Genomic DNA, 22893 nt, shown 5'->3' on the forward strand with positions numbered 1-22893 from the left:
AATATAAATACTCATTTAAATTCATACTAAAGGGAGCTATTGCTCCCTTTTCTTTTGGTTATTAAGTATATTAATAATTTCTAGACAGAGCAGCAGTTATACATGAAACTAATACGCTAATATCTAACTTGGATAAACATTGTGGATTTAGCAAATAAACTACACCTGCTTTTAGAAGTCTCTAAAGCTGGATCTTTTGCAAAAGCAGCAGATGGGATGAATATCGACCGCTCTGTTTTATCTAAACACATCAAGCAGTTAGAAGAGCACTTAGGCGTTAGGCTATTAAACAGAACAACTCGCTCTCTTTCATTAACACAAGTCGGCCAGCAAATAGTTGAAAAAGCAGACCAAATATCTCAACTCCTTGATGATACTCAACAAATAGCGGAGAACTTTCAGACTGAGCCTTCAGGGAAAGTACGAATTTCAAGCTCAACATTATTTGGAAAACTCTATCTACAACCTTCGATAGAGAAGTTTTTACATAAGTACCCAAAAGCAAGTGTTGAACTAATGCTAGATGATCTTCATGTAGACGTGATTAGAAGTAATTTTGATATTGCTTTTCGAATCGGACCTATGAGGGATTCATCAATGGTAGCAAGAAAATTAGCAAAAAATACGACTGCAATCATTGCTTCTCGAAATTTAATTGAAAAACATGGTAACCCAGAAACGCCTGATGAGTTAGTTAAGCTACCTTTTATTATTTATTCAAATGGTAATTTTATTGTCGATAAACTTAAATTCTACGACAAAGAAAAATCAGATGGTTTAGATACATACCCAATATCAGGATCATACATGGTCAATGAAGCTGAGCTAATAATTGAAAGCGTAAAGTCAGGTCTGGGCGCAGCACTTATAGGTCAATTTATGCTCCCTAACAACCTAGAGTCTTCTAATTTAGTTCAACTTTTACCAGAATATGAAACTCAAGATTTTGGTGATATTTATGCCATGTACTCACACCGTCAGCAATCACCATTGGTTAGGGCATTCATTGATATCGTTCAAGAAGAAATTGGCATACCACCAATATGGGAAAAGCATTTCAATAAAAGCTAGGTGATTCTATTTAACCAAAATAAACATAAAATAAAACATCAAATAAAATCAATAAATTAAACCAGCAACGTTTAATATTCATCGAAGTTTAATGTTAGGTGAATTAAGTTCCATTCTAAATGGCGCTTAATTCACTAAATATAAAAAATTCTTGATTTATAATACTAACAAATCCATCACCTATACAAGTTACGATGTATATTGAAGAAAAACACACCTCGGTCACTAGTTTGTTAGTATATAAAATATCTTATCTTATTTTTTTGGTTATTTATACGTTAGCAACGATTTACTTTAGCGTAAAAATGGACAAAAGCACATCGGAGAACTCTCTTATAGAAATGACTCAAATAGCATTTGTGCTTTTTTCATCGTTAATGTGTTTGTATAAATCTAAGGAATATCTTGAACTCAAACACATATTAGTAATAATTTCTTCATTTTTTATGGTTATATTCGTTAGAGAAATGGACTACCACATAGAGCAGTATTTCCCTCACGGTTCATGGAAGTACCCTGCTTGGATTATAATAGTCTCGGTCTGTTATTTTTGTTTTAATAACATAGTTAACATAAAAAATGAGGTAAAATTTTTCATTTCTCATTCTAGCTTCACGACATTAACGATTGGCTTTTTTATTGTTTTCTTATTCTCACGCTTTGCAGGGTATGGTGATTTTTGGGTCGAGTTCATGGGGAACTCATACGATAGAGACGTGAAAAACTTGGTCGAAGAAAGCTTAGAGTTACTAGGTTACGCGATACTTTTAAACGGTGTTTTACTTATTAAAGTAGAAAACCACTAAGTATAAATAAAGGTTCAGAGCTTGTAGTTCAAGCTTTGAACTTTTTTAACCAAAAAAAAGCAGCAAATTATATTTGCTGCAAATGATGAAAAAAACAATATGCGTAAGTTAACTTCCTAGCAATGGATGCGTTAACGAGTTAATAATAACGAACCGTAACAATTAAGTCTCGTTGAAAATAATCCATAAAGAATGGCATTTATTACACTGTTAATTATGTAACCTTATCTAATCTAGTTATCACACGCCGTCGTTTTGATATCTTATCTCTTTCCGTCAATAAATAGCTCTTCACATCAGATCCCATTTATCATCCCACAACAGTCGGATTTACAACAAAGCAATAAAAATCAATAAATTAGAAGTGGTCACTTAAAAAATAAAAAGGAGTAAAAACGAAACTATGTCAGATAGAACATATTAAAGATCACCGACTCTGAGTAGAAAACCGTTCATACTCGTTACGCATACAATCAATAAAGACTTCCATCGCCGGCGTCACACACTTCCCAGCATGATAAGCGCAGAGTGGCTTGATCATCTGTGAAAATTCGGTGAACTCAAGCTCTTGTAAACTGCCCTCTTGCAACTCTTTTTCAACCGTAAAACGAGGTAAATAAGAGATACCAATATTACTCTCAACGCAGTTTTTGATCGTATTAATACTGCTAAGTTCGATCATGTTGTCGATGCTAATATCACGCTCCTGAATAATGCTCTCAAACATCTGTCGAAAAAGGCACTTAGGGCCATTGCTTATAAACCCTAGATCAATATGTTGCTCTCTCTTCTTTAAATCTAGCCCTTTTAAAAGCGGTGAAGCAACCAATACCAGTGGCTCCTGCTCAAACTCGTGGACCTTGAGCGTATCGTCATTACCTACTCGATAAAACACACCTAAATCAGCTTTATCCGCTATCAACTCATCTCGAATCTGATAGCAATTTTGTGATTGCAGAGAGAGTCTGACATTGGGCGCTCTGATCCTGAACTCTTTTAAAACATTAGCCATCTTATAAGCAAGTTGAGTCTCAGCAACCAGCACTTTCAATTCACCGGTCGGCTCCGAGTTTTCTTGCTGTGCTGTTCCCTCAATATTTTCCATCACTCGCGCCAGTTCATAGACGTAAGGCAGTATCTTTTCTCCTGCTTGAGTCAAAACCATCTTACGCCCTATTTTTTCGAACAGCTGCAAAGACAGATCTTGTTCCAACTGCTTGATTTGAAAGGTGACGGTTGATTGCGTGCAATAAAGCTTCTGTGACGCTTTTAGAAACGATCCTTCTTCAACAATAGCTTTAAAAGTAAGAAAGCGTTTTAGATTCATGACTAGACTCCACAACCAACAGTTCAATAAATTAAAAGTCTAAGTTTTAATTTATTCAATTTTTTAATCAATTGTAGCGAAGTATAGTGCAGTAAAAACAGGAGAGATAGAGATGACCGCCATCTACACCGCATTTTTTACTTACGTAATCATTACTTCAATTACACCAGGGCCAAACAACATTTTATCGCTCAGCATCGCGACGCAATATGGACTAAAACGCTCAACAAAAGTGATTTCGGGGATGTTTTGTGGCTATGTTGTTTTGATGCTACTTTGTGGCGCTTTCACGTATAACATGATCAGCCTCTTGCCCGTGATTACACCTTGGCTAACATGGATTGGAGCAGCTTATATTGTTTGGTTGGCTTGGGGGCTTGCTACGAGTGAGATCAAAACTTCATCGGATAATTCTAAAGGTATCAGTTTCTTAACAGGTTTCGGTTTGCAGTTCGTTAATGTGAAAATCATTCTTTATGGAATTACCTCTATTTCTACGTTCGTACTGCCCCACACTCAGAATATCTACTGGATCTTAGCGACTAGCCTCATTCTTGCTTTGATCGCACTCCTTAGCAACGTAGTTTGGGCCGTTGCAGGAAAGCTACTTCAATCGCAATTCCAGAGATATGGCAAAGTCATAAATATGAGCTTAGCAGCAGCTCTGATCTATTGTGCGACACAGTTATTTACTTAAGTATATAGTTGATCATCAAGAACAATATTGCTCTTCAACTTAGACGACTACGTTTATGTGAAGAGCAAATTCTGCTCTACAAATAGCTGCGGTTTCTCGTGCCCTTACTCGCTCCTTCATACGGCAGTTTTTGAAGAAGTAGGTTCAACGTCACTTAATCAACCTAAAGATACGAAATCTTTTTTAGTTTTACAGACACGGCCTTGGCGACCTCGGCAATAACTAAGCATTGCTTAGTATACACAAATCAGAAAAACTAAGATAATCTTAGTCATCCAAGTCCTTCGTATGAACTTTAAGTGTTGTTTAATAACCCACTCCCAGCCCGCCTTAAGCATGCGCGTAAACAAGCGAATCTGTCCCAAAAAGCACTGGGCATCCGTATCGGCATGGATGATAGTTCTGCAAGTGCAAGGATGAATCAATACGAAAGGGAGCGCCATACTCCCGACGTAAAAACGCTCAAACTTATCGCAGATGAGCTAAACGTGCCTCTAAACTATTTTTTTTGTGAAGATGAAATCACCGCTGAACTTGCGGTGAATCTCCACAAGCTGTCAAATGATGACAAGCAAAGAGTGCTTGAGAGCACAGCCCAGCTGATTGCAGACGCAATCGCCACGAAGTCGAGTACGTAATTGGGATTAAACGCCTAAGAATACGTATCAATACCAAAGAATCAAAGAGCATAACTAAGGGTTCAACATGGCTACAACAAAAGCACTTGTGGTTTTTTCCGGTGGGCAGGACTCTACGACCTGCTTAATCGATGCATTAAATACATATGATGAAGTTCATGCTATAACGTTTGATTATGGCCAGCGTCATTCAGATGAAATAGATATCGCTATCGAACTAGGTAAGCAACTTAACATCAAAAGCCACAAAGTCCTGGATGTAAAATCAATTAATGAGTTAGCGATAAGCTCGCTGACAAGAGACAACATTCCGGTATCTAATGACTTAAGCGACGCTAACGTACCCAATACATTCGTTCCAGGGAGAAACATTCTCTTTCTTACTTACGCATGTATCCATGCTTACCAGCTTGGCATTCAAGACATCATTACGGGAGTCTGCGAAACAGACTTTAGTGGTTACCCTGACTGCCGAGACAACTTTATTCGCTCTCTAAATCTCTCTTGCAATTTAGGTATGGATAAAGCCTTCAATATTAAGACTCCTTTAATGTGGCTTACTAAAGCCGAGACCTGGGCTCTAGCTGATAAGCACAATATGTTGGAGTTTGTCCAAAACAATACTTTAACATGTTACAACGGAATCGTTGGTAAAGGATGTGGTGAATGCCCAGCGTGCCTATTGCGACAAAGCGGCTTAGAAGAATACTTAGCGAGCAAATAGTCTTTGTTAGCGGTAATAGCGGTGGATAAAACCTTTTGCGTTAGCTTCTAAACGTTTTATCTCAGCGTGAAACTCCAGCCAACAGAGCTTCATTTTGATGCCGCCAGATTGGTGGCATCAATTAAATGCGAAACGATTGTCGAACCAAAGATAGCACCACACCACAACAGCCAACACTGCTTAGCTTTTACAACGCTATAAATTGTTTAGATATATCGACAATGTTTCCATAGCAAAGCTACCAACGGCATTACTCGCGAAACCGGAATTAGATAGAAAAGCTACCTCGAATGATGACGAGTCTCTCGTCTAAGCAATACTCAAATATTTATGAGTTTGAACAGACAAACGCCAATTGCGGGCAATACACGTATCAATACACAATTGCGTAGCACGAGGCTTCTGGCTAATTGGTTGTAGTGCAATGATAGTCTCAGCCGCTACGTTCGCATTTGCTAAAAGGTCATCAAGGTGGTCGATGTCTTTCTGGGTACCGACTGGATGCTTAATCTCATTTGCCCGCTCTAACGCACTATTAAGCACTGGCAATTTACCTTTCATAGCCACTTTTGGTGACACTGTCACCCACGTATTTTCTGAAGTAATCACTTCTGATGTGCCACTGGTTTCAATTTGGCATTGGCACCCCATATCTTCAAACGCCTTTGTTAAAGGGCGCAGATCATAAATACAAGGCTCTCCACCAGTAATCACGATATGCTTAGCATTAAAGCCTTGCTGTTGATATTGCTCTACGATGTTCTCGGCAGATGCAACACACCACGTCGGAGAATCTTCCGTTTTCACCAGAATATCGCCTATTTGACGTTGATCATTCTCATCTGCATACCACGTTTGTTTGGTATCGCACCATGAGCAACCAACCGGACACTCTTGAAGCCGAACAAAAACAGCAGGGACTCCAGTGAAAACCCCTTCCCCTTGGATGGTTTCAAACATCTCATTTAGCTTATACAACGCAGAACTCACTCAACTCATAACATTTCGAGGCGAAGACCATAATGGACACGCGTGTCTAGGTCAATTTAAACCAAAAATTAATTGTTAAAATAGACCATTTTGTAGTTTCATAGCGTAATGAATATAGGTTTCTGGTTAACGCTAAACCAAGCCTTATTCACTGACAGCTCCCAAAAAACTTTAAGGTAAGAAATGATGTATAAACTGATCGCACTAGATATGGATGGCACGCTACTCAATAGTGATAAAGCCATTTCTGAAGAAAACAAACAAGCGATCGCAAAAGCTCGAGAAGCAGGCGTTACTGTCGTTCTCGCTTCTGGTCGCCCATTAGAAGGAATGCAAGACAAGCTCGACGAACTGAATATCCATTCCGATCGAGATTTTGTTCTTTACTACAACGGTTCGATGGTCAAGAACGTAGGCACAAACGACATCATCCACCAGCAAATCATAGATGGTAAAGCTGCAAAATTGGTGGCGCGAAAAGCCGAAGAGCTAGGTGCGTACGTCCATGCTTTTAGTCAAGTTCATGGTTTAATCACCAACGAGCACAACCCTTACACCGATATTGAAGCAAAGATAAATGGCTTAAATGTCACCGAGATGAACTTCGAATCACTAGAAGACGATCATCCAATCATCAAAGCTATGATGGTTGCGGAGCCAAGCAAACTAACAGAAGTTATAGCAGCACTGCCAGCTGAAATGCGCGAAGCGTTTACGGTTGTTCAAAGCGCTCCGTTTTTCCTTGAGTTTCTTAACCCTGCGAGCAACAAAGGTATTGGTGTTGCCGCAATTGCCGAGTATCTGGGAATTAAACCGGAAGAAGTTATCTGTATGGGTGACGCAGAAAATGACCACCACATGCTGAAATACGCTGGCCTTGGTATCGCGATGGCAAATGCAATGGAAGAAACCAAGCAAATCGCTGACTACATTACGGCAAGTAATGATGAGCACGGTGTCGCTAAAGCTATAGAAAAGTTCGTGCTCAATGCATAGCCCTTTCCGCCATGTCTGTTGCGTTAAGCTTCTTACGTTTAACACCCCTAGCCGTCCAAGATAGGCAAGCGGCGTTGTTCGTAGACTAAACGTGTAAAAGCCTTGCTGTAATGCAAGGCTTTGTTTTTACTCAAATACTAATAGATAACAAATACAGCCATCAATCTAGCAACGTTTTGCTCGGTTGGTTTTCACAAGTCAGCTTCCTTGCAAGCAGCATAAATAACAACATTAATAATGGATAATGTAACGTCGACAAGACTAATGACCACAAACCGCTAAACGATACGATATTAGCCGAGTACAAATAGAGTTGATCAACAAGCAACAATGCCAGCGTTACAAAGATCATCTGCCGAGTATCTAAATGTGCTTTCGACTCTTTAAATGTCATGACCAACGCTGATGCAGTGATTAAAATTGCTAGCCAGCGACCAAACACAGGTAATGGCCAGATGACAGAGATGACCGATGTTGCCGCAGTCATAATGAACCAGACGCCTTTTGAGCTTAGAACTTTATCAACGTTCACATCTTGATTTGTCTCCAGTCGAAGAACATGCCAAGCCACCAAGCTGCCTAACAGCGCGCCAAATAACATATCTAAAATAAAGGCACTGCCGAGGAAAAACTTACCTAACACCACAGTAAGAGTGATGAACACGAAGACTGCCGTTGTTCCATTCAAACCAAAATACTGGGTTCTATGAAACAAGAACGTCAGCACACAAAACCACACAGCGATAGGCAAGCTAGGAAAACTAAAGCCAAAGCTGTGCGTTAACTCCATCATTGGTATATAGACATGTGGGCGCGGTAGCGAAAAGCCTTGTTGAGCGACAAGCACCATAAGCGACGTTGCACTAATTGCGAAAAAGAGTCGGTACACAAACCGGCTACCAAAGCGCATCATGGCAAAAGGAAATAGAAAGAGTAGTACCGTTGGTTCTGTCAGATCTATAACGAGTTTCGAGATCTGACTAGCTACCTCGTAACTCGTTTCTGACAACGCCCCTACCCAACTCTGTAAATCTATCAGCCACGCCAATTCAACCTGACGAAATGAAGGCGCGGATTCGATCAACTGAGTCACATAAGATACTGATTGCTTGGTAGCTTGATCAAAAAACTGAGTGGCTTGTGGCCATTGCTCAGGATAACGATATAAAGATGATGGTAATTCAGATGGGCTAAGCAACATCGCTGACGCAACTTCTACTCCATAATGAGGGGCAAACCAAATAGGCAGTTCATTTCCACCTAAAGAATTATTCATAGAAAAAGCGATAATGTCAGAGTCTGATATACAGTCGTAAAAAACCGCAGTGTCCGTTCTGCCAAGCTCCTCTCCAACCGTAACCACTATACCGGTTTCTTCCCACGTTTCTCGTTGAGCAGCAACTTGTGGAGACTCACCATCAATGATGGTTCCGCCAGGTAGAGAAATCTTATCCGTTAATACTTCATGAACTAGCACTAACTTGTCATCAGCGCGAACAATACAGAGCGCTCCTTTAACTTCGCTCGCAGTGGCTTTAGCCGTAGAGATCGGTGAAACAGGTAACAAAATAAAACAAAGGATGAGTAATAACAGCTGTCTCAACACAAAATATGACCTTAAATAAACATAATGATAACCAATGAATCATGGCAGTTAATCTTATCTTTTTCGACAAAAATTAAGTAACGAGTTATGCCAAACTGAGTTGATCGCGTAAAACCCGATCTCAACGCTCACTGGAGAATAATTTAATGCAAACCTGACAAAGATCAGACAAAACATAAAATGTTGATCGCAATTCTGCCAGTTATATAAAGATAACGTCAGGACAAAGTCATACACATTTTGTGGGTTCTCATAGTTGACACAATAAAAAAGGGCTTATTATTCGCAAACAATAAACCCCAGTTATAATAACTATGTACTGATCGTTGAAACCAAGAATGAATCTTATCTCATGGTCAACGAATCAAATTCACTGGCCCGATCGTTAGTTAGACTTGCAATTCGCATCGCCTACTTTTTGCCAAACACCCCAAGGCCCTGAGTCTGCTGGATTATCACCTTGAGTCCACCACTGCGCTTGCCAAACTTTACCATTCCAAGTAACCGTATCTCCTTTGAGGTACACTAAGCTGGCTTGCCATACAGTTGTACAGCTATCTGTGGGAGGCGTTGTCACCGTTTTCGCTTGAGCGGATACTAACGCTTGGTATTGTGTGCTGGTCTTATCAACGTTGAAGTTCAAAGCCACTCTTGCTTCTCCGCTCTGAGTAGCACCAAATTCAACATCAACACGACAACTTGCATTCATTGCTAACGTCGCCTGAGAGCACTGATCATTGGCAATAACAGCTGCATCAGTAACACCCGAAGCAAACGCGCGAACATTTTCCACAGTGAACGTGGTGCTCCCTGAATTCTGGATAACAAAGCTATGTTGCTGTAACTCCCCAACATTAAATGATGCCAGTGTCTGTTCGGTGGTGTATCCAACAGAAACATTCTCTTTTGGTGGTGTTGCTGTTCCGATAACACCATCGACAAAATTGCGCATAGCAGCGATATCGCTATAAACCCCATACATACCAGGACGAGCACAACCTATTCCCCAACTGACCACACCAAGTTGAGTAATTACACCACTGCGATTAATGACGATTGGACCACCACTATCTCCCTGACAAGAATCTATCCCACCTTGAGGAATACCCGCACAGAATGACACTTCTCCAACCGTTGTGTAGTTGCCACCGGCTTGACGGCAAGTCATATCCGATACAAGTGGGACGTCAACCTCTTGCAATCGAGACGGAGAGCTTCCTCCTTCAGAAGTTCGCCCTAAGCCAGCAACACTAAGCCAATCTCCGATGCTCGCGTATTGCGTTAGACTACCATTCGCAATCTCAACTGAAGAAACACCTTGAGGCACAGAGTCGAGCTTCAATACCGCGAGGTCATGAGAAAGCGTCGCGCGGCGATATGCCGGGTGCATATGGATCTCACTGACGTTTGCACGAACACCGTCACTACCGTTATAAACAACGCCACCGATTTTAACCGCTATCTGATTCGGAGAATCTCCCTCAACACAATGCGCAGCAGTCAGGACGTAACCATTCCCGATATAACTGGCCCCACAATATGATCGGTTACCATAACGACTAACAATTTGGGTGTAGAATTTCCAGTCACGTGGGTCGGCAGTTACTCCGCCTACGATCTGGGGTTGGATAGTATGATTTTGCGTCTGTGACAAATCATCAGCACTTGCGAACATTGGCAAAACGGCTAAAGCAAGTAACGATTTTGTTAGTTTCAAAATATTGTCCTCTTGTTTTTGTAAGCACGATCCTCGTGCTACTAATAAACAAGCAGACAAAAACGCCGATACCAATGTGGGTGCATATCAATTTGTTAACATTGCGAGCAACTTATAGAGAAAAGTCTATTGACGAACTGAATGATTTCAATTCGATAGAACCTAAATCACAATATTAAAGTTAAATACGATTATTCGTTCAGCGGTTTTCTTAAATAGTGGATATGATGTGCAAATCCTTGTTTTTCATACAAAGATATTGCGCCCTGGTTAAAATGCCATACTTCAACAAACATCTGTTTTGCACCGTAATCAGAGAACGTTGACTCAATTTTATTAATCAATGCCTGCGCCGTACCTTGTTTTCGATATTCAGGCAGCACATAGAGCTCATCCACACTTCCCATCATAACTGGCTGGCTGACGGTAGAAATAAGTTCACAGAAGTGACCAGAGATAAAGCCAATAATTTCATCTCCTTGTTTTGCTACGTAAACAAGGCACTCAGGGTCGTCAATATATCGAGCAATGCTTTTTTCTTGTTCTATCTCCTCTGCCGTTTTGAAAAGCTCAGGAGATTGAAGATGATGCTCATCATGAAGCTCGAACATAAGATCGTTGAGCAACTCTAGGTCGCTAAAACACGCAGGTTTAATCGCAAACGTGGTCATACAAAGGGTCACTAAAAATGGAATGGCTGTAGTTTGTGAGGAAAACGTCGTATTGGCAAGTCACAAATGCTTTCACGATACGTTTGTACTGTTTGAACAACAAAAAGGCCCCTGCACTTAATAAACGTACAGAGGCAGAACCAACCAACAGAGTTCGAGGATCAGGGGTTAGTTAGAATTGAGTTTTTCTCAGCGTCGTAGCACTCGCTCAATTTCGTTCAAGCTACTTGGGTCATCAATCGTTGAGGGAACGGTGTATTTTTCACCATCAGCTATTTGACGTATAGTTCGACGCAAAATTTTACCTGAACGTGTTTTCGGTAAACGGTCTACAACCAACGCATGCTTGAAGCAAGCAACTGCACCTATCTCACTACGCACTTTGCCAACAAGCTCACCTTCAAGGTCTAGCTCATCCACTTTGACGCCGTCTTTCAGTACAACAAAACCAAGTGGAAGCTGACCTTTTAGATCATCGTGGATACCAACCACCGCACATTCTGCAATCGCTGGGTGGCCTCCTACTATTTCTTCCATTTCACCTGTCGACAATCGGTGTCCCGCGACATTAATCACGTCATCAATACGTCCCATAATAAACAGGTAACCGTCTTCATCCAGATAGCCACCATCACCTGACACGTAGTAGCCTGGGAATTGGCTAAGATAACCAGTTTCAAAACGGTCATGATTACGCCAAACCGTTGGCAGACAGCTTGGTGGTAGCGGACGTTTTAATGCGACAAAGCCTTGTTGGTTAGGCCCGACAGCCTCTCCAAGTTCATTCAGAATCTCGACCTGATAACCCGGAATGGGCTTCGTCGAAGAACCAGCTTTAACTGGCATCATTTCGACACCTGTCGGGTTGCCCGCGATGGCCCAGCCCGTCTCGGTTTGCCACCAGTGGTCAATAACGGGCTTGTCCGCTTTGCTCTGAACCCACTCCAGTGTCGGAGGGTCAAGGCGTTCTCCCGCCATAAAGATGGTTTTCAGATTCGACAAGTCGTACCGTTTTAAGTGCTCGCCTTCCGGGTCCTCTTTCTTAATCGCACGAAACGCCGTTGGTGCAGAGAACAACGCATCTACTTTATATTCATCACACACTCGCCAAAATGCGCCAGGATCCGGTGTTCGAACAGGCTTGCCTTCGAATAGGATAGTAGTGCAACCGTGAATCAGTGGAGCGTAAACAATGTAAGAGTGCCCTACTACCCAGCCCACATCAGATGCCGCCCAAAAGACGCCATCTTGAGGAATGTTATAGATTGCGCTCATGGAGTACTTCATCGCGACAGCATGGCCACCGTTATCACGCACAACGCCTTTCGGCTTACCTGTCGTACCCGATGTATAAAGTATGTAGAGCGGATCGGTTGCTAACACCGGAACACAACCATGTGGCAGCGCTTGTTTGTACTCTCGCTGCCAATCTAAGTCTCTATCTTGGTTTAGCTCAGCGTCGCACTCTGGACGTTGGAAAACAAACACTTTCTCAGGCTTCCAACGGCTGTCCATAATGGCTTTGTCTACCATTGGTTTGTATGGAATGACTTTGTTGATCTCAATCCCGCACGACGCCGTCATGATCACTTTCGGCTCTGCATCTTCAATTCGTACAGCAAGCTCATTAGGTGCAAAACCGCCGAATACTACGGAATGAATCGCCCCCAAACGCGCGCAGGCAAGCATCGCCATTGCGGCTTCTGGGATCATCGGCATGTAAATAACGACTCGGTCGCCTTTTTCAACACCTTGAGCAGACAGCATGCCAGCAATTTTGGCTACTTGGTCACGTAGATCGCTATAGGTGTACGTGGCTTTACGACCTGTCACTGGCGAGTCATAAATGAGTGCAGTATTATCACCACGTCCTTGCTCGCAATGGTAATCTAATGCTAACCAGCACGTATTCATTACACCATCTGGAAACCAACGTTCTATGCCGTTTTCATCAGATTTCAAGATAGTTTTAGGAGATTCAAACCAATCGAGATTCTCCGCTTGAGCGCGCCAAAAACTCTCCGGTTCATTCTTCGCCCATAAGTATTCTTTTTCGTATGAAGACATATTGCTTCCTCCAGTATGTCCTGACATTGCTCTCGTTCTACTCAAAGATCGCTCTTTTAATCCAAAGATCGCTCTTTTAATCCAAAGATCGTCTCTTTTAATCGAAGACATAGAAGGGTACACGCACAAATCCCTCCATCAGTATTCTCGCACTTCGGCTCATAATGGCTTTTTGCACCACCCAGCCCTGCTCAGTTTGTTTCGCTTGTGCCCCAACTTTTAACGTTCCTGACGGGTGACCAAAAGTCACGGACTCTTTTTCACCGCCACCAGCGGCTAAATTCACTAACGTTCCGGGCACACACGCAGCAGAAGCGATAGCAACGGCTGCTGTTCCCATCATTGCATGATGTAGCTTGCCCATCGACAGCGCGCGAACGAGCACATCAATATCCGACTCATTAACGGCTTTACCACTTGAAGACAGGTAACTTTTCGGTTTAGAAACAAACGCTATTTTCGGCGTATGTTGGCGTGTTTGAGCTTCTTCTAAATCAGAAATCAGGCCCATTTTTAACGCGCCATATGCACGGATGGATTCGAACATTGCTAATGCTGTGTCATCGTTATTGATATCGTCTTGCAGCTCGGTGCCCTGATATCCTATCGATTCAGCATCAATAAAAATGGTTGGTATGCCCGCGTTAATAAAGGTCGCGTTGAACGTACCCACATCCGGCACCACTAAATCATCAACTAAGTTGCCCGTTGGGAACATACTTCCTTCGCCATCGGAAGGATCAACAAAATCCACTTGAATCTCTGCCGCTGGAAACGTGACACCATCGAGTTCAAACTCTCCGGTTTCTTGGACGAAACCATTGACGATTGGCACGTGAATCAAAATCGTTTTGCTTATGTTCACTTGCCAAACACGCACCGTCACAATGCCATTTTCTGGAATACGGTCTTGTGGGATCAGACCAGCATGAATGGCGAAAGGACCGACAGCGGCAGACAAGTTGCCGCAGTTACCGCTCCAATCGACGAATGGTTTGTCGATCGACACTTGACCAAATAAGTAGTCAACATCGTGATCGGCTCTGCTGCTGCGCGAAACAATCACTGTTTTACTGGTGCTTGACGTCGCGCCCCCCATGCCATCAATTTGCTTCGCGTAAGGATCCGGGCTGCCGATAACTCGCAACAACAGTTTGTCACGCGCTGCACCTGCGACTTGTGCCTCTGGTGGCAAATCTTCAAGGCTGAAAAAAACACCTTTACTTGTGCCGCCACGCATGTACGTCGCGGGCACTTTTATTTGGCTTGTTTGATTCGGAGTATTATTTGACATACGCACTCCTTATTGTGCCAAGAAATCTTGCGCGAAACGCTGCAGAACACCGCCTGCGTTGTACACGTGAACTTCGTCAGCGGTATCTAAGCGACAAGTAACCGGAACATCGACTTTATCGCCGTTGCTGCGTGTGATAACCAGCGCTAAATCAGCGCCCGGCTTGATTTCTCCAACCACGTCGTAAAGTTCCGTACCATCCAGCTCTAGCGTATTGCGGTTAACGCCCGACTTAAATTGCAGTGGTAGTACGCCCATGCCAACCAAGTTAGTACGGTGAATACGCTCAAAGCCTTCAGCAACAATGGCTTCTACGCCTGCCAGTCGAACGCCTTTTGCTGCCCAGTCACGGGATGACCCCTGACCGTAATCCGCGCCAGCCACCACGATCAATGGTTGCTTACGATTCATGTAGGTTTCAATCGCTTCCCACATACGAACCACCTGCCCTTCTGGCTCTACACGCGCCAGAGATCCCTGCACGACTTCGCCGTTTTCCTTCACCATTTCATTGAACAACTTTGGGTTAGCGAAGGTCGCGCGTTGCGCCGTTAGGTGGTCACCACGGTGAGTCGCGTAAGAGTTGAAATCTTCTTCTGGCACACCCATTTTCGCTAAGTATTCACCTGCTGCGCTGCTTGCGAGAATCGCGTTGGATGGTGATAAGTGATCAGTGGTGATGTTGTCGCCCAGAATCGCCAATGGACGCATGCCAGACAATGTTCTTTCTCCCGCTAGCGCACCTTCCCAGTACGGTGGTCGGCGGATATAGGTACTCATCGGACGCCAGTCGTACAGCGGGTTGGGATTTTGCTCTTGATCATTCAGCTTAAACATCTGAATGTAAACTTGCTTAAACTGCTCAGGTTTAACATGAGTACCGACAACTGCATCGATCTCTTCATCGCTTGGCCACAAATCATTTAAGTAAATTGGTTTGCCATGTTGGTCAGTGCCCAGTGCATCGCGCTCGATATCAAAACGAATCGTACCGGCCAGCGCATAAGCGACAACCAATGGTGGTGAAGCCAAAAAAGCTTGTTTGGCGTACGGATGGATTCGACCATCAAAGTTACGGTTACCAGAAAGCACCGCTGTCGCATATAAATCACGGTCGATGATCTCTTGTTGGATTTTTGGATCCAGCGCACCACTCATACCGTTACAAGTTGTACATGCGTAACCAACAATGCCAAAGCCAAGCTTCTCTAGCTCTGGTAATAAGCCCGCTTCTTCCAGATACAAGCGTGCAACTTTAGAACCCGGAGCAAAAGACGATTTCACCCAAGGTTTACGTACAAGACCAAGTTCGTTGGCTTTCTTCGCCACAAGACCAGCAGCAACCACGTTTCTTGGGTTACTAGTATTCGTACATGAGGTAATAGCAGCGATGATCACTGCACCATCTGGCAACTCGCCTTCTTTCTCTTCCCACGCTCCAGAAATGCCGCGCTGTGCCAACTCAGAAGTTGGTAAACGACGATGAGGGTTTGACGGACCAGCCAAGTTACGGCTAACTGATGATAAATCGAACTCAAGTACGCGCTCGTAAACGGCGCTATCAAGATCGTCTGCCCAAAGACCGGTTTGTTTTGCGTAATTTTCTACTAAAGCAACTTGTTCTTCATCTCGACCAGTTAGTTTCAAGTAATTGATGGTCTGCTCATCAATATAAAACATGCCAGCTGTTGCGCCGTATTCTGGTGTCATGTTTGAAATCGTTGCGCGGTCTCCGATCGTTAGATCACGTGCGCCTTCTCCGAAGAATTCAAGATATGAAGATACCACACGCTCATTACGCAGAAACTCAGTAATCGCAAGGACAATATCCGTTGCGGTAATGCCCGGTTGACGTTTACCCGTCAGTTTGACACCGACAATATCTGGTAGACGCATCATTGATGGTCGGCCAAGCATGACGGTTTCTGCTTCCAGACCACCGACACCTATCGCAATAACACCAAGAGCGTCTACGTGAGGCGTGTGACTGTCCGTACCCACACAGGTGTCTGGGTAGGCAATGCCCTGCTTTGCTTGTACCACAGGAGACATTTTTTCCAAGTTGATTTGGTGCATGATGCCATTCCCAGCTGGAATCACGCTGACGTTTTCAAACGCTGTTTTACACCACTCAATAAAGTGGAATCGGTCTTCATTACGGCGCTCTTCAATCGCGCGGTTTTTGTCGAAGGCATCAGGGTCAAAGCCCGCATGTTCAACCGCTAAAGAGTGGTCAACGATCAATTGTGTCTCAACCACTGGGTTCACTTTTGCAGGATCACCGCCCTGATCTGAAATGGCATCGCGCAGACCCGCTAAATCGACTAGAGCGGTCTGACCAAGAATGTCATGACAAACAACGCGTGCTGGATACCAAGGAAAATCAAGATCGCGTTTGCGTTCAATTAACTGTTTCAGGCTATCTGTCAATGTGTTCGGGCCACAGCGGCGGACCAGTTGCTCAGCTAGCACGCGAGAGGTATAAGGGAGTGTTTCATAGGCTCCAGGAGAAATGGCATTGACGGCTTCGCGTGCATCAAAATAATCCAGTTGAGTTCCCGGAAGCGGCTTACGATATTGGGTATTAATATTTGTGTTCATGGTTTGCTTCCATTCAGTCTTTACATCTTGCCTTCATCAAGGTTTTCCATTGCTCCAGAAACACAGTGATGAGAGGATCTCCTTCCTCTGTTAGAGAGAATGACAAAGGAAGGAGGTGGTCAACCAAAGCATATAATGCCCTCGTTGACCTTCGCGCTAGCGATTCTCGATAGGCACCCATTCTTGATGATCTGGGCCCGTATAATCGGCACTTGGGCGAATAATACGGTTATTGGCACGCTGTTCATAAACGTGTGCAGCCCAGCCCGTTAAACGACTCATCACAAAGATTGGGGTGAATAGTTTGGTTGGAATGTCCATGAAGTGGTAAGCCGATGCATGGAAGAAGTCCGCATTACAGAACAGACCTTTCTCTCGCTTCATCACTGATTCAACACGCTCAGAAACCGCATATAGATGTGTATCACCAACTTGCTTCGATAACTCTTTGGACCAGCGTTTTATTAAGGCGTTGCGAGGGTCACTTTCACGATAAATCGCATGACCAAAGCCCATGATCTTGTCTTTATTGGCTAGCATTTTCATGATGTTCGCTTCCGCCTCGTCGGGCGTTTGCCAATCTTCAATCATTTCCATCGCCGCTTCGTTCGCACCTCCGTGAAGTGGCCCACGAAGCGTACCGATTGCCGCCGTGATACAAGAATGAATGTCTGACAACGTTGATGCACAAACGCGTGCTGCGAATGTAGAAGCATTAAACTCATGTTCAGCATAAAGAATGAGCGAGCAATGCATCACTTGTTTGTGCAGCGCAGATGGCGCTTTGTCTGTAAGTAATCGCAAGAAGTAACCACCGATGCAATCTTCAGTCTGATCCTCGGTGTTGATACGCACGCCATCATGACTAAAGCGGTACCAGTAACAGATGATGGCAGGGAACAAGGCTAACATACGTTCGGTTGCTTTCAGTTGCTCCTCGAAGCTCATTTCCTGCTCTAGGTTACCCAATACAGAACAACCCGTGCGCATTACGTCCATTGGGTGTGCGCTTGCAGGAATCAACTCTAAAGCTTGTTTTAGCTCGGCTGGCAAACCTCTAAGGCTGAGTAGGTGTGTTTTGTACGCATCAAGTTCTTGTTGATTCGGCAAGTGACCGCGTAACAGAAGGTGAGCCACTTCTTCAAACTGTGCGTTGTTCGCAAGATCAGTAATATCGTATCCACGATAAGTTAGACCAGTTCCCGTTTTTCCGACAGTACATAAAGCTGTGCTTCCTGCGCTTTGACCACGAAGGCCTGCGCCACCTAATTCTGCTTTCTTTTCTGCAGTTTGAGACATTGTTTGAACTCCTTTTCTGTCTGACTTTTCCCTCTCTGGGGTGTTTTTAGCCAAACGAATTTCACGTTATTAGATGAGATAAATTCCGATTATCTTTTTCTTGGGCTTCCGTCTATTTTTACTTTTCCCCCACTATTTCCCTTCAGAGAATAACTGGTCAAGTTTGTCTTCGTAGTCGTGGTAATTCAGGTGCTGATATAACTCTTTACGTGTTTGCATCGAATCAACCAGTGCTTCCTGATTACCCACTTCTAGCAAATGTTTGTAGACCGTTTCAGCAGCTTTGTTCATGGCACGGAACGCACTTAATGGATAAAGCACCATGTCCACTTTTGCTTTCGCTAGCTCATCACAGCCATACAGCGGTGTCGCGCCAAATTCTGTAATATTCGCCAGAATAGGAACGTACTTTCCGGTCGCTTGCTCAAGCGCATTTGAGAACTGAAGGTACTGGTCCAGCTTGTTCATCGCTTCTGGGAAGATCATGTCTGCGCCAGCTTCCACACACGCAATCGCGCGCTCGATTGCGCTGTCCATGCCTTCAACAGCTAACGCGTCAGTACGAGCCATAATCACGAAACTTTCATCATTGCGTGCATCAACCGCGGCTTTTACACGATCAACCATCTCTTGCTGGCTGACTATTGCTTTGTTCGGACGATGACCACAACGTTTCTGTGCGACTTGGTCTTCCATGTGCACCGCTGCCGCGCCTGCTTTTTCCATCGCTTTGATCGTGCGAGCAATGTTAAATGCACCGCCAAAACCCGTGTCGATATCAACCAAAAGAGGCAAATCACATGCGTTAGTGATGCGGTCAACGTCAACCAAAACGTCGTTTAATGTTGTGATACCGAGATCCGGCAATCCGTATGAAGCATTTGCGATACCGCCACCAGACAAGTAAATCGCTTGGTGACCCAAGTTTTTTGCCATCATGGCGCAATACGGGTTTATAGTGCCGACAATTTGTAGTGGATTATTTTGTTCAATGGCGAGTCTGAATTTCGCTCCCGGTGTTAAGCTCATGACGAATTCCTTCTAGTCTTTGTCTAAACTTTCTGTATGTATAATTTGAGATTGGATGAGCTTTCGACTTCCTGATATGTGTCTTCTCATCAACATTTCTGCAAGCTCTTCATCGCGATTGCGAATGGCTTCCAAAATGAATTTGTGTTCGGTGAGCGCCTCATTCGGGCGAGATTGCGCACGTGGCGACTGGTAACGATACATCCGTAATAAGTGATAGAGTTCATCACACAGCAGAGATATTAACTTACTGTTTCTGCTCGCTTGGATGATGCGATAGTGAAAATCAAAGTCACCATGTTGATGGAAGTAAGACGCGCCTTCCATTTGGTCTATATGCTTGGAATGTGTCGACAATAGCATTTCCAAGCTTAAGAGCTCTTCTTGCGTAATGTGTCGCGCAGCTAACCTTGCCGCCATGCCTTCCAATGCTTCTCGAACGGCATAAAGTTCTATCAGCTTTTCCGGAGAAAAAGTGGTCACTCTAGCCCCAACATGAGGAATTCGCTCGATGAGCCCTAGCCCCTCTAAGCGCATCAATGCTTCACGCAAAGGCCCACGACTGACTTGATATTTCTTTGCTAGCTCAGGCTCTGATATCTTATGGCCAGGCTTCACGTCGCCATTAACAATGACTTCAATCAGTGTTTCGGTCAGCGTTTCGGATTTGGTGTGTTCTTTCTCAGAACCCAGCACTTTATAACGAGCTTTCAACTCAGAGTTCATATTCAGATACTCTTGTTACCGACATCGAAATGTCTACAATTTCTTAACCTGAATATAAAGTAGTCGATCAAAGTGTCGACAATCAAGTAAATTGTCGACAATTTAGACTAAGGTCGTAATTTAAATGGGCCTAAAATGCCCATTAAGTGCCATTTTTAGCAGAAATAAAGAATAGTGAGTTCATATTGTCGACAACTTATAAACCTTTAAGCTTATGATCTAAAGACTAAAAGCTCAGCTGTCGAACAATAATCGGATAAAAACTATTCTTTAGGTACAAATTGATCAAAGACTTGTTGCGAAGTCATCTTTTGTGAAGCGGAATTGAGGTCATAATAAGCTGGCTTTTCATCGGTAAAAATCTCTAAAGTGAGTTTGAAATCTGGGTTATCGAACAAACCAGCGGAAAGAATGTACTCACCTGTCGGCAACAAATGGTAGAAAAGGTTTGTACCACACTCACCGCAAAACCCCCTCACTCCCCAGTCTGACGACTGATAACGTTTAGGTTCGCCACCTTTAAACGTCACGTTAGGCCCACAATGCACCGCATGAAGTGCGCCACTCGACCATTTTCGACACATAGAGCAATGGCACAGGCTAACCTCATTTTTAACCTCAGCGATGACTTCAATTGCGCCGCACAAACACGTCCCTTTCATTCTCTTTTCCTCGTTCATTTCCGTCATTTTATTATGGCCTACCAAAGCGTAAAGCCGCGTGACCTAACACCAACTTCTCGCCGTGAACTTTATGAACAAAATAACCGAAATGCTCAATATTCTCTTTATATCTCTTTTACAGACAGATATTTAACACTTAATTAACCTTTACACCAAGTTCAGCTTTAACGCTTACAAGGCATGACAACTGAGCAAAAACAATAAGGCTCAACTAAATAGAGTCGCTAACATAAGGAACGTGAACATGTTAAAGGTACTCAAACCAACGCTCGCCGCTTCAATCATCGCAGCTTCATTTTCATTCAACGCTCTTGCTGCAGATATTGAAAAAATGCACTTTCTTATCCCTGGAGGTGCCGGTGGCGGTTGGGACATGACCGCCCGAGGTACTGGTGATGTATTAATAAAGTCAGACATCGTCGAAACCGTATCATTTCAAAACCTATCTGGTGGTGGCGGTGGCAAAGCAATCGCACATTTGATTGAAACGGCTGATCGTCAAGAAGATACACTCATGGTGAACTCAACACCGATCGTCGTTCGTTCGCTCAGTGGGATCTTCCCACAATCTTTCCGCGACTTGACACCTGTTGCCGCAACGGTTGCCGATTATGGCGCCATTGTTACATCAGCCGATTCTCCTTATAGCTCTTGGGAAGATGTCGTTAAAGCTTTTAAAGAAAACCCACGTAAGGTGAAGGTTGCTGGTGGCTCTGCTCGTGGTTCTATGGATCATTTGGTTATAGCAGCAGCTTTCAAAGGTGAAGGTTTTGATGCGCGCAAAGTTCGTTACATTGCCTATGATGCAGGTGGAAAAGCCATGGCTGCCCTACTTTCAGGCGAAACACAACTGCTCTCTACAGGGCTAGGTGAAGTACTCGAAATGTCTAAGTCTGGGCAAGTGAAAGTGTTAGCGATTACAGCACCAAAACGTTTAGAAGCTGCGCCTAACATTCCAACTCTCACCGAATATGGTAATGAAACTGTCTTTGCTAACTGGCGTGGATTCTTTGCAGCACCAGGCACAAGCCAAGAAAAGCTAGATGAATGGAATGCCGCATTTACTAAAATGTATAACACCGACGAATGGCAAGTCGTTCGAGACCGCAATGGTTGGATCGACAACTATAAAGCGGATAAAGCATTCTTCGCGTTTCTTGAAGATCAAGAGCAACAGATGGGTGACTTAATGCGCGAGTTAGGCTTCCTGAAGTAACAGTCGAATTGGGGTCCCTCAGATACCAACCTCAATGAATAACGTAGGTTGGTATTTCCCCATTGTATTTGCACTCTAAGTTTCACCGCATATGGACATTGTCGACAATCGGCATGCACACTCCTTTGTTTATATACCCAAAGCGGCTCGACTAGCAGCGAAATGCTTAATTGTTAATGGTTTAGTTTATTCATTGACGTCCATATGCGGTCTTTTTTACTTTTGTTAGGAGTTGAATATGCCTCGTTCAACCAACTTTTTCACCAAAGAGTACTTGCTCTGTCGTGACCGCGTCGGCGCAATGATCTTTCTACTCTTCTGTCTTTGCTACGGTTATCAAACCTCGCAGATTCCATTGTTTCCAGGTGATGAGTATGAACCATTCACCGCACGCACTCTGCCAACCATCCTGACTTACGTTGGTGTCGGCCTTTCTTTGCTATTGCTGGTGACAGGACAACCAGACAAACAAAGTGGCGCAGTGCTGACCTTCAATTGGAAGTTACTGATTGCCTTTTTAATTTTAATGGCGCTCTACGGAGTGGGCCTGACTTATCTAGGTTTTGTGATAGCTACTGGTTTCTTTTTATTGGCTGGCTTTTATCTGCTCGGGGAAAGACGTAAACCCGTTCTGTTTGGCGCGTCGTTTCCATTCGTGATCGCGTTCTACTTATTACTCACTCAAGGTTTGGACATCTATCTCGAACCGGGTTTGATTTTCACCATCTGGTAGTC

Annotated in this window: 19 protein-coding genes; 7 read left to right on the forward strand and 12 right to left on the reverse strand. The window is 43.7% G+C overall.

The window, feature by feature from the left end:
• Window positions 1-141: 141 nt before the first annotated feature.
• On the forward strand, window positions 142-1071 hold the full coding sequence (locus R7H07_RS15360; protein WP_137282041.1) for a LysR family transcriptional regulator: 930 nt from the start codon (window positions 142-144) through the stop codon (window positions 1069-1071).
• 1233 nt (window positions 1072-2304) lie between these two features.
• Here R7H07_RS15360 and R7H07_RS15365 read toward each other — a convergent pair.
• A complete protein-coding gene (locus R7H07_RS15365) occupies window positions 2305-3204 on the reverse strand; it encodes a LysR family transcriptional regulator (RefSeq protein WP_017821689.1) in 900 nt (299 codons plus the stop codon).
• Between the two features lie 112 nt (window positions 3205-3316).
• On the opposite strand from R7H07_RS15365, the gene eamB reads away from it, so the two are divergent.
• The 3 genes from eamB to queC all read left to right on the forward strand — a co-directional run bounded on the left by eamB (window position 3317) and on the right by queC (window position 5263).
• Window positions 3317-3901, forward strand: a complete 585-nt coding sequence (eamB, locus tag R7H07_RS15370) for a cysteine/O-acetylserine transporter (protein ID WP_005388201.1) — start codon at window positions 3317-3319, stop codon at window positions 3899-3901.
• 299 nt (window positions 3902-4200) lie between these two features.
• Window positions 4201-4539: a helix-turn-helix domain-containing protein gene (locus R7H07_RS15375; protein ID WP_005388200.1), complete on the forward strand. Its 339-nt coding sequence runs from the start codon at window positions 4201-4203 to the stop codon at window positions 4537-4539.
• 67 nt (window positions 4540-4606) lie between these two features.
• Entirely contained in the window at window positions 4607-5263 is a 657-nt protein-coding gene (gene queC / locus R7H07_RS15380) for a 7-cyano-7-deazaguanine synthase QueC (protein WP_005377298.1), read from the forward strand.
• A 309-nt stretch (window positions 5264-5572) separates the two neighbouring features.
• On the opposite strand, the gene queE is transcribed toward queC, so the two are convergent.
• Entirely contained in the window at window positions 5573-6223 is a 651-nt protein-coding gene (gene queE, locus R7H07_RS15385) for a 7-carboxy-7-deazaguanine synthase QueE (protein WP_005377296.1), read from the reverse strand.
• A 216-nt stretch (window positions 6224-6439) separates the two neighbouring features.
• Between queE and R7H07_RS15390 the strand changes: the two genes are divergently transcribed.
• Complete coding sequence (locus R7H07_RS15390; protein ID WP_017821691.1) at window positions 6440-7249, forward strand: Cof-type HAD-IIB family hydrolase; 810 nt, start codon at window positions 6440-6442, stop codon at window positions 7247-7249.
• A 160-nt stretch (window positions 7250-7409) separates the two neighbouring features.
• On the opposite strand, the gene R7H07_RS15395 is transcribed toward R7H07_RS15390, so the two are convergent.
• From R7H07_RS15395 to R7H07_RS15440, 10 genes are all read right to left on the reverse strand, one after another.
• On the reverse strand, window positions 7410-8855 hold the full coding sequence (locus R7H07_RS15395; RefSeq protein ID WP_206959828.1) for a bifunctional NUDIX hydrolase/phosphatase PAP2 family protein: 1446 nt from the start codon (window positions 8853-8855) through the stop codon (window positions 7410-7412).
• Window positions 8856-9240: 385 nt separating this feature from the next.
• Window positions 9241-10572, reverse strand: coding sequence for a trypsin-like serine protease (locus R7H07_RS15400; RefSeq protein ID WP_031781180.1), 1332 nt, complete (start codon window positions 10570-10572; stop codon window positions 9241-9243).
• Window positions 10573-10763: 191 nt separating this feature from the next.
• Window positions 10764-11243 carry a GNAT family N-acetyltransferase gene (locus R7H07_RS15405; RefSeq protein WP_005377290.1) on the reverse strand — a complete coding sequence of 160 codons (480 nt, stop codon included), beginning with the start codon at window positions 11241-11243 and terminating at the stop codon, window positions 10764-10766.
• 189 nt (window positions 11244-11432) lie between these two features.
• Window positions 11433-13310 carry a propionyl-CoA synthetase gene (locus R7H07_RS15410; protein ID WP_206959826.1) on the reverse strand — a complete coding sequence of 626 codons (1878 nt, stop codon included), beginning with the start codon at window positions 13308-13310 and terminating at the stop codon, window positions 11433-11435.
• Between the two features lie 97 nt (window positions 13311-13407).
• Window positions 13408-14604, reverse strand: coding sequence for a 2-methylaconitate cis-trans isomerase PrpF (gene prpF / locus R7H07_RS15415; RefSeq protein ID WP_206959824.1), 1197 nt, complete (start codon window positions 14602-14604; stop codon window positions 13408-13410).
• Between the two features lie 9 nt (window positions 14605-14613).
• On the reverse strand, window positions 14614-17205 hold the full coding sequence (gene acnD / locus R7H07_RS15420; RefSeq protein ID WP_206959822.1) for a Fe/S-dependent 2-methylisocitrate dehydratase AcnD: 2592 nt from the start codon (window positions 17203-17205) through the stop codon (window positions 14614-14616).
• Between the two features lie 156 nt (window positions 17206-17361).
• Window positions 17362-18504 (reverse strand): 2-methylcitrate synthase, encoded by a 1143-nt coding sequence (gene prpC, locus R7H07_RS15425; RefSeq protein WP_005377283.1) that lies wholly within the window; start codon window positions 18502-18504, stop codon window positions 17362-17364.
• Window positions 18505-18636: 132 nt separating this feature from the next.
• On the reverse strand, window positions 18637-19533 hold the full coding sequence (gene prpB / locus R7H07_RS15430) for a methylisocitrate lyase (protein ID WP_206959820.1): 897 nt from the start codon (window positions 19531-19533) through the stop codon (window positions 18637-18639).
• A 12-nt stretch (window positions 19534-19545) separates the two neighbouring features.
• Window positions 19546-20259 (reverse strand): GntR family transcriptional regulator, encoded by a 714-nt coding sequence (locus R7H07_RS15435; RefSeq protein WP_005377279.1) that lies wholly within the window; start codon window positions 20257-20259, stop codon window positions 19546-19548.
• A 263-nt stretch (window positions 20260-20522) separates the two neighbouring features.
• Window positions 20523-20921 (reverse strand): GFA family protein, encoded by a 399-nt coding sequence (locus tag R7H07_RS15440; protein ID WP_017633774.1) that lies wholly within the window; start codon window positions 20919-20921, stop codon window positions 20523-20525.
• A 265-nt stretch (window positions 20922-21186) separates the two neighbouring features.
• On the opposite strand from R7H07_RS15440, the gene R7H07_RS15445 reads away from it, so the two are divergent.
• Both R7H07_RS15445 and R7H07_RS15450 read left to right on the forward strand, forming a co-directional pair.
• Complete coding sequence (locus R7H07_RS15445; RefSeq protein WP_005388181.1) at window positions 21187-22158, forward strand: tripartite tricarboxylate transporter substrate binding protein; 972 nt, start codon at window positions 21187-21189, stop codon at window positions 22156-22158.
• A 238-nt stretch (window positions 22159-22396) separates the two neighbouring features.
• On the forward strand, window positions 22397-22891 hold the full coding sequence (locus tag R7H07_RS15450) for a tripartite tricarboxylate transporter TctB family protein (protein WP_005388179.1): 495 nt from the start codon (window positions 22397-22399) through the stop codon (window positions 22889-22891).
• The last annotated feature ends 2 nt before the right edge of the window (window positions 22892-22893 follow it).

It is taken from the genome of Vibrio sp. Vb1127, from assembly GCF_033338735.1.
GTDB classification, from domain to species: domain Bacteria; phylum Pseudomonadota; class Gammaproteobacteria; order Enterobacterales; family Vibrionaceae; genus Vibrio; species Vibrio alginolyticus.